This is a genomic window from Streptomyces sp. NPDC107581 (assembly GCF_055657175.1).
In genome coordinates this window covers 1-13615 of the sequence record NZ_JBVKBH010000012.1, presented here as the reverse complement: position 1 = coordinate 13615, position 13615 = coordinate 1, and the positions used below count along the sequence as shown (strand labels likewise).

11 protein-coding genes are annotated in these 13615 nt (G+C 72.4%); 6 read left to right on the top strand and 5 right to left on the bottom strand.

Annotation, left to right across the window (positions count from 1 at the left end; genetic code table 11):
* Nucleotides 1–165: 165 nt before the first annotated feature.
* From ACZ7P3_RS27940 to mtrA, 4 genes are all read right to left on the bottom strand, one after another.
* Nucleotides 166–1035: a ComF family protein gene (locus ACZ7P3_RS27940; RefSeq protein ID WP_472085819.1), complete on the bottom strand. Its 870-nt coding sequence runs from the start codon at nt 1033–1035 to the stop codon at nt 166–168.
* A 143-nt stretch (nt 1036–1178) separates the two neighbouring features.
* The gene (locus tag ACZ7P3_RS27935; RefSeq protein WP_472085818.1) at nt 1179–3020 is read right to left on the bottom strand and encodes an LpqB family beta-propeller domain-containing protein; all 1842 of its coding nucleotides are present in this window, start codon (nt 3018–3020) and stop codon (nt 1179–1181) included.
* On the bottom strand, nt 3010–5106 hold the full coding sequence (gene mtrB, locus ACZ7P3_RS27930) for an MtrAB system histidine kinase MtrB (RefSeq protein WP_472085816.1): 2097 nt from the start codon (nt 5104–5106) through the stop codon (nt 3010–3012). The genes ACZ7P3_RS27935 and mtrB overlap by 11 nt, the downstream gene beginning before the upstream one ends.
* Before the next feature lies 1 nt (nt 5107).
* Nucleotides 5108–5797 (bottom strand): two-component system response regulator MtrA, encoded by a 690-nt coding sequence (gene mtrA, locus ACZ7P3_RS27925; RefSeq protein ID WP_191870552.1) that lies wholly within the window; start codon nt 5795–5797, stop codon nt 5108–5110.
* 191 nt (nt 5798–5988) lie between these two features.
* Here mtrA and ACZ7P3_RS27920 point away from each other — a divergent pair, with 191 nt between their 5' ends.
* A complete protein-coding gene (locus ACZ7P3_RS27920; RefSeq protein WP_472085815.1) occupies nt 5989–6291 on the top strand; it encodes a hypothetical protein in 303 nt (100 codons plus the stop codon).
* A 241-nt stretch (nt 6292–6532) separates the two neighbouring features.
* On the opposite strand, the gene mtnA is transcribed toward ACZ7P3_RS27920, so the two are convergent.
* A complete protein-coding gene (gene mtnA, locus ACZ7P3_RS27915; protein ID WP_472085814.1) occupies nt 6533–7675 on the bottom strand; it encodes an S-methyl-5-thioribose-1-phosphate isomerase in 1143 nt (380 codons plus the stop codon).
* Nucleotides 7676–7815: 140 nt separating this feature from the next.
* Between mtnA and ACZ7P3_RS27910 the strand changes: the two genes are divergently transcribed.
* The 5 genes from ACZ7P3_RS27910 to ACZ7P3_RS27890 are packed head-to-tail and all read left to right on the top strand — an operon-like array spanning nt 7816 to nt 13468.
* Complete coding sequence (locus ACZ7P3_RS27910; RefSeq protein WP_472085813.1) at nt 7816–9189, top strand: hypothetical protein; 1374 nt, start codon at nt 7816–7818, stop codon at nt 9187–9189.
* Between the two features lie 4 nt (nt 9190–9193).
* Nucleotides 9194–9976, top strand: a complete 783-nt coding sequence (locus ACZ7P3_RS27905; RefSeq protein WP_472085812.1) for a DUF4129 domain-containing protein — start codon at nt 9194–9196, stop codon at nt 9974–9976.
* A complete protein-coding gene (locus ACZ7P3_RS27900) occupies nt 9973–11169 on the top strand; it encodes a DUF4350 domain-containing protein (RefSeq protein ID WP_472085811.1) in 1197 nt (398 codons plus the stop codon). The genes ACZ7P3_RS27905 and ACZ7P3_RS27900 overlap by 4 nt, the downstream gene beginning before the upstream one ends.
* Nucleotides 11169–12158, top strand: a complete 990-nt coding sequence (locus tag ACZ7P3_RS27895) for an AAA family ATPase (protein WP_472086154.1) — start codon at nt 11169–11171, stop codon at nt 12156–12158. The genes ACZ7P3_RS27900 and ACZ7P3_RS27895 overlap by 1 nt, the downstream gene beginning before the upstream one ends.
* On the top strand, nt 12158–13468 hold the full coding sequence (locus tag ACZ7P3_RS27890; RefSeq protein WP_472085810.1) for a DUF58 domain-containing protein: 1311 nt from the start codon (nt 12158–12160) through the stop codon (nt 13466–13468). The genes ACZ7P3_RS27895 and ACZ7P3_RS27890 overlap by 1 nt, the downstream gene beginning before the upstream one ends.
* Nucleotides 13469–13615: the final 147 nt, after the last annotated feature.

Sequence of the window (13615 nt, the reverse complement as noted above, 5' to 3'; positions counted from 1 at the left end):
TGGGGAAAACCCGCGGCACGGCATTCGGATATGAGAGGTGTGGCCTGCGCCTTTCCTCACAACCGAACATATCTCGCCCGGACGGATGTCGTCACCCTCTACTGCGGCGTACCTCCGTTCAGGTGAATTAACCGTCTCGCTACCTGCAACGATGCAGGTTCGCCCTCAGTTCCTGTTTATTTCGAAAGAATCCCGAGGACCGGCGACCACGGCTGCATGAAGGGCCTCTCCAGAGGCATTCGGTGCCACCTTTTCCTGTGCACCATGCACCCACTTCCCGCTCTCCTCCCGTGCTCCGGTCCGTTGTTCCCCCCTTCCTTCCCGAGTTCCGGCTCCGTACACGGCCGTTCCTCCATCACGGTGCGATACGGCCGCTTCGCGCACGGCCCGCGCCGCCTCCGCAAGGCTCGCTCCCGTCGTGATCAGGTCGTCGACGAGCACGACCCGGCCCCCGGTGAGCAGCCTCGCCCCGCCCGCCGTCACCTCCAGCGCACCGGCGAGGTTCTCCAGGCGCCGCCGCGCGTCGAGCCCCGACTGGTCCGCCACGGCCCGCCGCTGCCGCAGCACGGCGACCACCCGGGCCGGTGTCCCGGTGCGCCGCAGCTCACCGGCCGCCGCGAGCGCCATCCGCCGCACCGGATCGTGCCCGCGGGCCCGCACGGCCCGCCGGGCGGAGGGCACGGGGACCAGCAGCACGGTCCCTGGCCGCCTCGGCCCCGCCGTCCCGCCACCTGTACCGGCCGTCCCGAGTCCCGCGCGCACCGCCCCCGCCAGGGCCGCTCCCAGGGCTCCCGTGAGCGCCAGGGCGCCGCGCTCCTTGTGGGCGAGGAGGAGCTCCCGTACCTGCAGCGCGTAGGGAGCCGCCGCATGCACCACCGGCAGTCCGGCCGGCTCCGGTACCGGCCGGACCCGGCGCGGCGCGGCTGAGCCCAGGGTGCCGCGGCACCGCGGGCAGAGCACCGTACGAGGTGCCCCGCAGCCCGCGCACTCGGCCGGCAGCACCAGGTCGGTGAGGTCCTGCCACCACCCCCGCATGCCCACCACTGTGCCAAGCCCCGGGGCGCCCGGCCACCCCTGTGGAAAACGCCCTGTGGACAACCGGGAGCAACGCTCGCTGCTCCTCACTCGCAGGAGTCGCGCTGCTCCCCGCGCACGGGAGCGACGACCGCGTGCACCCCTCAGCCCGGATAGACCGGCGCCGTGCCGTCCTTGTCGACCTTCTGCCACTGCGCCCCGGTCGGCAGCCGTACGATCCCGTCCTCCGAGTAGGCCACCAGCGGCACCCGTTCGTCCTCGGACGCGGTGATCGCCCGCACGCCGGAGAGGGCGGCGGGCGCCGGGCCGTCCAGGGTGGAACCGTCGACCTGGACGTACCGCATCTGGTGCACGCCGCCCTGTTCGAGGCCGACCACGACCAGGCGGCTGTCGCCGGCCCAGGACATGGCGGTGATCTGCTCGAGATCGGGGGCGGCCGACCGCAGTTCGACGACGACGGGGTGCTGCCCCGACTTGTCCTCGCGCTCGATCCGGCCGATCAGCAGGGACTGCTTGCCGTCCTTCTCGACGACCACCGCGATCCGCACCCCGTCGGCGGCCACGCGCACGTCCCGGACGCGTCCGGGCAGGTCCGGGATGGCGACCTGCACCGGCTTGCCGACGCCCTGCTGCAGCACGTACAGCTTCGGATCACGGTGGTCGCGGTCGGCCACCCACAGGTCGCCGGCGGCGTCCCAGCTCGGCGTGGTCAGCCGTTCGGCCGGGGTCGCGCCCTGGCTGGTGACCACGGCGTCCCCGAGCGAACCGCCCGCCGCCAGCGAGGCCACGTACAGCGACCTGCCGTCGCCACCGACCCCGGCCACGGTGTGCTCGTCCCGCGAGACGGCGACGGACTGCAGTTCCTTGCCGCCCTCCTCACCCAGCGGGCCCGGCACCGGAACGGCGCTGGTCCCCGAACTCCCTGTGGGAAGCCGCACCAACCGGTGCTTCGCGTCGAGGAAGTACAGGAACTCGGGGCTCTGGGCCGAGGCGTGCCAGGCGGCCGACTCGGCGCGTTCCGCGGTCAGGTCGCACAGCCGGTGCCTGCCCGGCCCCTGCAGCTCGACCGACTCCAGGGTCGGCGTCAGATTCCGCAGCGTCAGCAGCAACTGCGTCGCCATCTCGGTGCACTTGGCCAACCCGATCCGGGAGACGTTGCCGCTCAGCGGCACCGTCAGGCCGTTCTGGTCGTCCGGCGTCAGCCCCGACACGCCCTTCTGCAGGGCCGTACCGGTCGGGAAGCTGGACCTGACCACCGGCCCGAGCCAGCTGGTGGGACCGGCCAGCAGCGACCGCACCACCTGTGTCATCGGGTCCACCTTGCCGCGCACGAACACCGGGTCGGCGACCGCCACCGGCTGCCCGGTCGTACCGACCCGCGTGCTGGAGGCGAAGTAGTACTTGTTGACGGACGTGTAGTTGCGCTGGAAGTCCGACTGGCCCATGACGACGCCCTGGGGCAGGTCGTCGATCCGCCACTGACCGCTCTTGGGGTCCTTGGTGAGGTGCACCTTCTTGCTGTAGGAACCGTCGCCGGGCGCGTACGCCTGCTGGTCGTCGACCGTGGCGACCCGGCTGCCGGTCAGCACATAGGTGAGGCTGCCGGTGTCGGCCACCTCCCGGCCGCCGGCCTGCGGGCTGGACATGGCGCTGGGGCTGTTCGCGAGGACGGTGACCGACTGCTCCGGGTGCCAGGCACCCGCGGCATCGGCGGTCAGGTATTTGCGAGCGGTGTCGTACTGCGGATCGTCACTGGTCAGGGCCTCAAGGAAGCCCTGCATGATCTCGGTGGGCTGGGCGTTGTCGGCGGGCGGCATGGCGAACACACGCACCCCGGTGTCCTGCCGCGGCGTGGACTCGACGTCCCGCAGGTCGCCGCTGTCGGGCATCGAGGCGCACCCCGCCAGCAGAACCGCCCCGCAGACGGTGTAGGCCACCGCACGTCCGGATCGGTGCCGGACGCCCCCCTCGCGGTCAGCGCCCACGAAATGCCTCCCCTGGCTCGGTCGGATCGTCCGGGCCGGCCCGATCCGGACGGCCCGGGTGCGTGTCGTGTGCCGGCCCGGCCGCGGGCCTGTCGTCGGGGCGCCGTGCGCCGCCGGCGGGCCGGGACACCACGCGCGCGCCGCTGCCGTGACCGGGCAGAGCGGTCGGATCGGCGGCGGGCGCGACGGCGGCCAGCCGCGAGGCCATCGGGCTGCGCGGTGGCAGCGACGGGGCCTGGCCGCCCGGCTGCACCGGAACGGTCGCCCGCTTCTCCTCGCCCCCGCCGGGCAGGCCGGCCTCGTCCAGTCCTCGGTTGCGCCGCGAGTCCTTGGGTTCCAGCGGTATCGGCGAGCCCCGCAGCGGTTCGTCCGCGGTACGCGGCAGCGTCAGCCGGAACTGGGAGCCGCCGCCCGGCTCGCCCCAGGCCTGCAGCCAGCCGCCGTGCAGCCGTGCGTCCTCCAGGGCGATCGACAGCCCGAGGCCCGTACCGCCGGTGGTACGCGCGCGTGCCGGGTCGGCCCGCCAGAAGCGGCTGAAGACGCGGGTCGCCTCACCGGGCTTGAGCCCGACGCCGTAGTCGCGCACCGCGACGGCGACCGCTCCGCCCGCGGCGGCGAGCTTGACGACGACGTCCCTGCCCTCGCCGTGCTCGACGGCGTTGACGACGAGATTGCGCAGTACGCGCTCCAGGCGCCGGGCGTCGGCCTCGGCGACGACGGGCTGCTGGTCGCCGATCACGCGTATGTGCGTGCCCTTGCGCTCGGCGAGCGGCTCGGCACCGGAGACCACCCGCCGCACGACCTCCCTGAGGTCTATCGGCTCGGCCTCCAGGGCCGCCGCGCCCGCGTCGAAGCGGCTGATCTCCAGCAGGTCCGCGAGCAGCGACTCGAAGCGGTCCAGCTGGTCGGCGAGCAGCTCCGCCGACCGCGCGGTGACCGGGTCGAAGTCCTCGCGGGCCTCGTGGATGACGTCGGCGGCCATCCGTACGGTCGTCAGCGGTGTGCGCAGCTCGTGCGAGACGTCGGAGACGAACCGGCGCTGCATCCGCGACAGGTCCTCCAGCTGCTGGATCTTCAGCTGGAGGTTCTGCGCCATCTTGTTGAAGGCCTCGCCCAGACGCGCGATGTCGTCCTCGCCGGTGACCTTCATGCGCTCCTGGAGACGTCCGGCGGACAGCCGCTCGGCGATCCCGGCCGCCATCCGCACCGGCGTGACGACCTGCCGCACCACCAGCCAGGCGATGGCGCCGAGCAGGACGACGACGAAGAGCCCAGCCGTCGCGAGCGTGCCCTTGACCAGGCTCAGGGACTTCTCCTCCTGCGTGAGCGGGAAGAGGTAGTACAGCTCGTAGGGACGGCCGTTGGGGTCGCTGACCTGCTTGCCGATGACCAGCGCGGGCTGCGACTCCTTGCCGTTGTAGTAGACGATCCGGGTGTAGCTCTGGGCGGCCGTCGTGCTGCTGTTGATGCGGTCGCGCAGGTCGCCGGGCACGCTGGAGGACGGGTTGACGTTCCCGGAGCCGCGCGGGCTGCGCCCGCCGCCGCTGTCGTCGCCCACCGGCAGCGTCGCCACGTCGAAGGCGCCCGCGCCACCGCTGGAGAGCGACGCCACGAGGTCGCTCATCCACTGGATGACGTTCTGCGCCTGCCGTCCGTCGGTGACGGCCGTGCCGTCACCGGTGCCGGTACCCGTACCGCTGGCGGCCTCGTCGGCCTTCTGCTTGGCCACGGCGAAGCCGCCGGTGGCCTGGCTCTGCGACGCCTTCACCTTCGCGTCCAGCAGGCCGTTGCGCACCTGCCCGATCACGACGAAACCCAGCAGCAGAACGACACCCAGCGACATCAGCAGGGTCGTCGCGACGACCCGGAGCTGGATGTTGCGCCGCCACAGCCGCATGACCGGCAGCAGCGGCCGGCGCACCCAGCGCATGAAGAGCCGGAGGACCGGGCTGCCCTGGACCCCGCCCTGCAGCAGCCCGCCCTCGAAGAAGCTGCTGCGGCGCGAACCCGCCGCCGTCCGGCCGACAGGCCGCCCCGGACGGTCCCCGGAGCGGCCGGGTGCCGAAGCGGCGCTGTCCCCGGACATGTCAGCTCGGTCCGGCCTTGTAACCGACACCACGGACGGTCACCACGATCTCCGGCCGCTCCGGGTCCTTCTCGACCTTGGAGCGCAGCCGCTGGACGTGCACGTTGACGAGCCGGGTGTCCGCGGCGTGGCGATAGCCCCACACCTGCTCGAGCAGGACCTCACGCGTGAACACCTGCCACGGCTTACGGGCGAGCGCGACCAGCAGGTCGAACTCGAGCGGGGTCAGGGCTATCGACTGTCCGTCCCGCTTCACCGAGTGCCCGGCCACGTCGATGACCAGGTCGCCGATGGTCAGCTGCTCCGGCGCCGGCTCCTCCGACCTCCTGAGCCGCGCCCGGATCCGGGCCACCAGCTCCTTGGGCTTGAACGGCTTCACGATGTAGTCGTCGGCGCCGGACTCCAGGCCCACGACGACATCGACGGTGTCGCTCTTGGCCGTGAGCATCACGATCGGCACCCCGGACTCCGCCCTGATCAGACGGCACACCTCGATACCGTCCCGGCCGGGCAGCATCAGATCGAGCAGCACCAGGTCGGGCTTGGTCTCACGGAACGCGGCCAGCGCCTTGTCACCGTCGGCTACGAAAGACGGCTCAAAACCTTCACCACGCAGCACAATGCCGAGCATCTCGGCCAGTGCGGTGTCGTCGTCGACGACAAGGACTCGTCCCTTCATAAACGACATCATCCCATTCTCATAACAGCGACAGGTGCCCTGGTGAGGCAGGTCACTGGCCGGTGACGATAGTCGTAGGACCCCGTCACTGTCTGCCCTCGTCCGCCGATCTTGATGCCGGTCACGGATGTCAGCCGTCCCCCGCACCCCATCCGCGCACGCCTCGGGCAGCGGCCACCGGACAGCGGTGCGACTGTAGGCGCATGCGCCTGTGGATGTCGTGGACGCTCGATGATGTGGGCAGCGCCGGCCAGACCGTGGACGATATCGCGGCGGCCGTCAGGGCCTTGGACGGCTCCGTGGAGCGGTCACGGCGGGCGTTCGGCCCCAACGAGCGGGCGTGGGAGGAGCTGCGGGAATCGGCGGTCCGCATGCGGGCTCGCATGCTCGACGAGGGGCGCAGGGCCGTGGAACGACGTCAGACATGGTCGTCGACCCTCGGCGGTGTGCACGTCCAGCTCATCCCGCGACGTCATGAGAACCCTCGGCCGGTGGAGCCTCGGTGACCCCGCCGGGCGCCACTGGCCGTCCGCCGTCTCCCGACCGCGCCCGTGGCTTCGGACGGATGTCAGCCACGGACCTCGGCCACCGATGTCACGGCCCCTCACCCTGTGGATCGCCGCAGGGGGAGGGGCCGTCGTCGTTGATCGACGCAACATCGTCGCACTGGCTCGTCCAGCTCATCTGGCTCGTCCAGCTCATCTGGCTCGTCTGGCTCGTCTGGCTCGTCCAGCTTCTCTGGCTCGTCTAGCTCGCCGCCACCTGGTGTGACCTGGCGCACAGCTCGGCAAGAGCCTCGGTCGTCACGGGGGAGACGGTCCCCTCCTCGGTGACGATCGCCGTCACCAGCTCGGGCGGCGTCACGTCGAACGCCGGGTTGTACGCCTGGGTCCCCAGGGGTGCCACCGGAATCCCGCCTCCCGCTCCCGTCACCGGCATCTGGGGCGCTGTGACCTCGGTCACCTCATAGCCGGGGCGCTGCTCGACCTCGATGGACGCCCCGTCCGGCGTCCGCGGGTCCACCGTCGTCAGCGGCGCCACCACGATGAACGGCACATGGTGATACCGCGCGAGCACCGCGAGCGGATAGCTCCCCACCTTGTTCGCCACCGAACCGTCGGCTGCGATCCGGTCCGCACCGATCAGCACCGCGTCCACCTCACCCGCCGCGAACAGCGAACCTGCCGCGTTGTCGGTGAGCAGGGTGTACGCCATGCCGTGGCGGGCCGCCTCGTACGCCGTCAGACGAGCGCCTTGCAGCAACGGACGCGTCTCGTCCACCCACAGCCGCCGCAGCTGCCCCGCCCGGTGTGCGGCCAGGGCCACCGCGAACGCCGTCCCCTCCCCGCCCGACACCAGCGAGCCGCTGTTGCAGTGGGTCAGGATCCGGTGCCCGCCGCCCGGCAGCAGCTCGTCGAGGAGCGCCAGACCGTGGGCGGCCATCCGGGCGCTGGCCTCGGCATCCTCCTGATGCAGCACGCGCGCCGCCGCCAGCGCAGCCGACGCCGCAGCGGTGGGATCGCCGGTCTCGGAGAGCGCCGCGCGATGGGCGGAATGGGCCTTGCGCACGCCCACGGAGAGGTTCACCGCGGTGGGCCGGGCGCCCTCGAGGGCCTGCGCGGCCTCCTCCACGTCGAAGCCCCGCGCGGCGGCGAGCGCGACGCCGTACGCCCCCGCGATCCCGAGCAGGGGCGCCCCGCGCACGGCGAGCGAACGGATCGCCTCCACCAGCGCCGACGCGTCCGTACAGACCAGCTCAACCTCTTCGGCAGGGAGCCTCGTCTGGTCGAGAAGGACCAGTACGGGACCTTCAGGTGGTTCCTCCCATCGGATCACAGCTATCTCGGTCGGCCGCTTGTCCTCGCGGGGTTGCGCGTACTGATCAGCCATGCCGTCAGTCTGCCCCGGATACGGCGGACAATTGAAGGAGTCCAGCCCCTACCGCGGCCGGTCACTCGATGACCACCCCATGGCACGATGTCTGCCAACCTGCCGCCGCGACCGCGGACGGGCACCGTGAAGGAGCTTCGATGACAGACACTCCGGGCTGGGCCTCGCCCGGATCCGCCCCGTCGTCCGACGGGCGGGAACCCGGTGCGCCCGGCCCCGCCGAGCCCGCCGACCGTCCTGGCCCCACCGGCCCCGCCGAGCCCGCCGCGCAACCGGGCACGGACCCGCAGGGCCAAGGCGCGAAGTGGTCCAAGGAACAGCCGGCACCCGGCCAGTGGTCCGCGCCCACGGGATCCCCGAGCCCGGGCCAGGCTCCGCCGCCCCCACCGCCCGGACCGGGCTGGGGCGGCCAGACGCCCGGCGGTCCCGGGTACGGCGGGTACGGCGGCGGCCCGTACGGCGGCCCTTCCGGCGGCCACGGAGCCTGGGGCGGCGGCTGGGGCGGTCCCCCGCCCGCGGCGAAGCCCGGCGTCATCCCGCTGCGCCCGCTCGGTGTCGGCGAGATCCTCGACGGTGCCGTCTCCACCATGCGCACCTACTGGCGCACCGTCCTCGGCGTCTCGCTGACCGTCGCGGTCCTCAGCCAGCTCGGCGTCATCCTCGTGCAGGGCTTCTTCCTGAACGACACCCTCACCACCCGGGCCCCGCTCAACGATCCGAGCACCACCCCGGGTGACGTGTTCCGCGATATGGGCTCGGAACTCCTCGGCACCGGCGTCGTCGTGCTGATCTCCTTGGTCGGCACCATCATCGCGACCGCTCTGCTGACGACGGTCACCAGCCGCGCGGTCCTCGGCAGGCCGGTCAGCGCCGGCGAAGCCTGGCGGGACGCCCGCCCGCAGGTCCCGAAGCTGTTCGGCCTGCTCTTCCTGCTGGGCCTCATCGCGTTCGGCGTGCTGCTCTGCGGCGCGCTGCCCGGAATCCTCGTGGCGGTCACCGGTGGCAATGAGGGGGTCGTCGCCGGGCTGCTCGTCCTGGGCATCCTCGGCGCCACCGTCGTCGTGCTGTGGCTGATGATCCGCTTCTCGCTCGCCTCGCCCGCGCTGATGCTGGAGCGGCAGAGCATCGTGAAGTCGATGAGCCGCTCCGCGAAGCTGGTGCACGGCTCCTGGTGGCGCGTCCTCGGCATCCAGCTGCTCGCCGGGATCATCGCCAACATCGTCTCGTCGCTCGTCGTGATCCCCTTCGCCCTGATCGCGGCAGCCGTCAGCGGAGACGGCATGGCCGGCCTCTTCGGCACCAACGGCCAGCACGTCAGCTGGACCTTCCTGGTCATCAGCGGCATCGGTGCCGTGATCGGCTCCATGGTCACACTCCCGATCAACGCGGGTGTCACCGTGCTCCTGTACATCGACCAGCGCATCCGCCGCGAGGCACTCGACCTCGAACTGGCCCGCGCCGCCGGTGTCCAGGGCCACGGCGTCGGTGCCCCCGGCTCCGTCCCGGGGAGCTGATGCGGTGAGCCCGACGGGGGGAGTTCTGACGGCGGCACCGGCCCTGCCGGGCGCCGCCGGATCGGCCGTACGACGCCTGCTGGGCGCGGCCGACACGGCCGCCCTGGCCCTCGGCGGCTCGGGCGACGAACCGCCGGTGACCATTCCGCGCGACCCCGCGCGGGAGGCGGCACGCCGCGAGCTGTCCAAACGGATGTACCACGAGAACGACCCCGGCCTGCTCCAGCGCGCCATGAACGCCTTCTGGGACTGGGTCGACGGACTGCTCGGCAGAGCCGCCTCCGCAACGCCCGGCGGCACGCTCGGCCTGCTCGTCGTGGTCCTGTTCGTCGTCGCCGTCCTGGCCGCCCTGTGGTGGCGCCTGGGCAGCCCCCGCCGCCAACCCACCTCCACCCCGGCCCTGTTCGACGACAGCCCGCGCAGCGCCGCCGAACACCGCGCGGCCGGCGAGGCACACGCCGCCCAGGGCCACTGGAACCAGGCCGTCCAGGAACGCATGCGGGCCATCGTCCGCTCTCTGGAGGAACGGGCCCTGCTCGACGTCCGCCCCGGCCGCACCGCCGACGAGGCGGCCGCCGAGGCCGGCCGCACCCTCCCGTCGCACACGGACCGACTGCGTTCCGCCGCCGGCGAGTTCGACGACGTCACATACGGCGGCCGCAGCGCGAGCGAAGAGTCGTACCACCGCATCGCCGAGCTCGACCGCGACCTGGAACGCAGCCGCCCGATCCTCGCGGACAGCGCCACCAGGACGGCCCACAGCACCCCCCAGGGGGCTGACGAATGACCACCACGGCCCCGCCGCCGACCACCTCGACCTCGCCCTCCGCCCGCCAGGTGTGGACCCGCGCGCGAGGCATCGCCCTCGCCGTCACCCTCATCCTCGTCGGCGCCGTCGCGATGGCCGCCGTCCGCTCCCAGACCCGGCACGGCGAACTCGACCCGCGCTCCGCCGACCCCTACGGCAGCCGCGCCGTCGCCGAACTCCTCGCCGACCGGGGCGTCTCCACACGCGTGGTGACCTCGCTCGGCGCGGCACGGGCCGCCGCCGGCCCGGACACCACACTGCTCGTCGCCGTCCCCGACCTGCTGACCCCGAGTCAACAGACCCGACTGCACTCCGCGACGGCAGCCTCCGGCGGGCGCACCGTCCTGGTCGCCGCCGGCAGCCCGTCCGTCGAGCGGCTCGCCCCCGGGGTCACCGCGGACCCCGCCACCAGCACCGGCACGACACTCGCCCCCGACTGCGCCCTGCCCGAGGCCCGGCGCGCCGGCAGCGCCGACACCGGCGGCCTCCGCTACACCACCACCCACCTCGACGCGGACTCCTGCTACCCCAGCGAACGCCTCGCCACGCTGCTCCGCGTCCCGGCAGCCTCCGGGAACGGCGACACCGTCGTCCTCGGCGCGCCGGACATCCTCTACAACAAGCGTCTCGACAAGCAGGGCAACGCCTCGCTCGCCCTCCAACTCCTCGGCTCCCGCCACCATCTGGTCTGGTACCTCCCCTCGCTGTCCGACGCCTTGGCCACCGACGACGGTGAGCAGAAGAGCTTCCTCGACCTGCTCCCGTCGGGCTGGCTGTGGGGCACCCTGCAGCTGTTCATCGCCGCGGCCCTCGCCGCGTTCTGGCGAGCACGCCGGTTCGGCCCGCTGGTGCCCGAGAGACTCCCCGTCGCGATCCGCGCCTCCGAAACCGTCGAAGGCCGCGCCCGCCTCTACCGCAAGGCCGACGCCCGCGACCGCGCGGCCGCCGCTCTCCGCTCCACCACCCGCACGCGCCTGGCCCCTCTCGTCGGCGTCCCCGTGGCCCAGGCGCACGCACCCGAGGCCCTGCTCCCCGCCCTGTCCGCCCACCTCCGGGGAGACGGACAGACCCTGCACCCACTCCTGTTCGGACCGACGCCCGGCGACGACGCGGCCCTCATCGCACTCACCGATCAACTCGACGCCCTCGAAAGAGAGGTACGCCGTCCATGATGGACCCGACCACTGACAACGCCGGGAACACCGGGGACTCAGGCGCCGCCCGGGCTTCTCTGGAAGCCCTGCGCGCCGAGATCGCCAAAGCCGTGGTCGGCCAGGACCCCGCCGTGACCGGCCTCGTCGTCGCTCTCCTGTGCCGCGGACACGTTCTCCTCGAAGGAGTCCCCGGGGTCGCCAAAACGCTGCTCGTCCGCGCACTCGCATCCGCACTCGAACTCGACACCAAGCGCGTCCAGTTCACCCCCGACCTGATGCCGAGCGACGTCACCGGTTCCCTCGTCTACGACACCCGCACCTCGGAGTTCTCCTTCCAGCCCGGCCCGGTCTTCACCAACCTCCTCCTCGCGGACGAGATCAACCGCACCCCGCCGAAGACCCAGTCCTCCCTCCTGGAAGCCATGGAGGAACGCCAGGTCACGGTCGACGGCACCCCGCGCCCGCTCCCGGACCCGTTCCTGGTCGCCGCGACCCAGAACCCCGTCGAGTACGAGGGCACCTACCCCCTCCCCGAGGCCCAACTCGACCGTTTCCTGCTCAAGCTGACGGTCCCTCTGCCCTCCCGCCAGGACGAGATCGACGTTCTCACCCGGCACGCCTCGGGCTTCAACCCGCGCGACCTCCACGCCGCCGGCCTTCGTCCGGTCGCCGGCCCGGCCGACCTGGAGGCGGCTCGCACCGCGGTCGCCAAGACGACCGTCTCCCCCGAGATCATGGCCTACGTGGTGGACATCTGCCGCGCCACGCGTGAGTCGCCCTCCCTCACCCTCGGAGTCTCTCCGCGCGGCGCCACCGCCCTGCTGGCCACCTCGCGCGCCTGGGCCTGGCTGACGGGCCGCGACTACGTCATCCCCGACGACGTGAAGGCCCTCGCCCTGCCCACCCTGCGCCACCGGGTCCAGTTGCGCCCCGAGGCCGAGATGGAGGGTGTGACCGCCGACTCCGTCATCAACGCCATCCTCGCCAACGTCCCGGTCCCCCGCTGATGGCGCTCACCGGACGCGCGGCCCTGCTCGCGGCCCTCGGCTCGATCCCCGTCGGCATCCTCGAACCCGGCTGGACCGGCATTCTCGCGGTCAATGGCCCGCTGGCCCTCGCCTGTGCCTGCGACTTCGCACTCGCGGCGCCCGTACGACGCCTCGTCCTGTCCCGCACCGGCGACACCTCCGCACGCCTCGGCGAGACTGCCGATGTCACGCTCACGATCACGAATCCGTCCCGCCGCCTGCTGCGGGCCCGCCTGCGGGACGGATGGCCGCCCAGCAGCTGGCAGCCCGGCACCGAAGTCGAGGGTTCCCGGCACCGCGTCACCGTCCCGGCCGGCGAACGCCGGCGTGCGACGACCCGGCTGCGCCCCACGCGCCGGGGCGACCGCCAGGCCGACCGCGTGACGATCCGCTCCTACGGCCCCCTCGGCCTCTTCTCCCGCCAGGGCGCGCACAGAGTGCCCTGGACCGTACGGGTTCTGCCCCCGTTCACCAGCCGCAAGCACCTGCCGTCGAAACTCGCCCGGTTGCGTGAACTGGACGGCCGTACCAGCGTGCTGACCCGAGGCGAGGGCACCGAATTCGACAGCCTGCGCGAGTACGTCCCAGGCGACGACACCCGCTCGATCGACTGGCGTGCCACGGCCCGTCAGTCCACGGTCGCCGTCCGCACCTGGCGGCCTGAGCGCGACCGGCACATCCTCCTCGTCCTCGACACCGGCCGCACCTCGGCCGGCCGCGTCGGCGACGCCCCACGCCTGGACGCCTCCCTGGATGCGGCCCTGCTCCTCGCGGCGCTCGCCTCGCGCGCCGGCGACCGCGTGGACCTGCTGGCCTACGACCGCCGGGTCCGCGCCCGGGTCCAGGGCCGTGCCGCCGCCGATCTCCTGCCGTCCCTGGTCAACGCGATGGCGACGCTGGAGCCGGAACTCGTCGAAACGGACGCCCGTGGTCTGACGGCGACGGCACTCCGCGCGGCTCCTCGACGCTCCCTGATCGTGCTGCTCACGACGCTCGACGCGGCACCGGTGGAGCAGGGCCTTCTGCCCGTTCTCCCCCAGCTCACTCAGCGCCACACGGTCCTCGTCGCCTCGGTCGCCGACCCGCACATCGCGAAGATGGCCAAGGCCCGCGGAAACGCCGAGGCGGTGTACGAGGCCGCTGCGGCAGCGCAGGCGCAGAGTGAACGGCACCGCACGGCGGAGCAGCTTCGCCGTCATGGGGTGACGGTCGTGGACGCGATGCCGGACGATCTGGCTCCGGCGCTGGCTGATGCCTACCTGGCCCTGAAGGCAGCCGGCCGACTCTGATCCATCGCAGCCGACCCATTCGGCCGCCCCCTTCCAGGGGAAACAATCCCTGAACGCAGAAAACCCCCGCATCTTTCGATGCGGGGGTTTTCTCAAAATTTGTTCGGCGGCGTCCTACTCTCCCACAGGGTCCCCCCTGCAGTACCA

Excerpts from the sequence above, each read along its gene's own strand:
- ACZ7P3_RS27910 (WP_472085813.1), top strand. The coding sequence starts at position 7,816 with ATGACAGACACTCCGGGCTGGGCCTCGCCCGGATCCGCCCCGTCGTCC.
- ACZ7P3_RS27895 (WP_472086154.1), top strand. The coding sequence starts at position 11,169 with ATGGACCCGACCACTGACAACGCCGGGAACACCGGGGACTCAGGCGCC.
- mtrB (WP_472085816.1), bottom strand. The coding sequence starts at position 5,106 with ATGTCCGGGGACAGCGCCGCTTCGGCACCCGGCCGCTCCGGGGACCGT.
- ACZ7P3_RS27940 (WP_472085819.1), bottom strand. The coding sequence starts at position 1,035 with ATGCGGGGGTGGTGGCAGGACCTCACCGACCTGGTGCTGCCGGCCGAG.
- ACZ7P3_RS27890 (WP_472085810.1), top strand. The coding sequence starts at position 12,158 with ATGGCGCTCACCGGACGCGCGGCCCTGCTCGCGGCCCTCGGCTCGATC.
- mtnA (WP_472085814.1), bottom strand. The coding sequence starts at position 7,675 with ATGGCTGATCAGTACGCGCAACCCCGCGAGGACAAGCGGCCGACCGAG.
- mtrA (WP_191870552.1), bottom strand. The coding sequence starts at position 5,797 with ATGATGTCGTTTATGAAGGGACGAGTCCTTGTCGTCGACGACGACACC.
- ACZ7P3_RS27920 (WP_472085815.1), top strand. The coding sequence starts at position 5,989 with ATGCGCCTGTGGATGTCGTGGACGCTCGATGATGTGGGCAGCGCCGGC.
- ACZ7P3_RS27900 (WP_472085811.1), top strand. The coding sequence starts at position 9,973 with ATGACCACCACGGCCCCGCCGCCGACCACCTCGACCTCGCCCTCCGCC.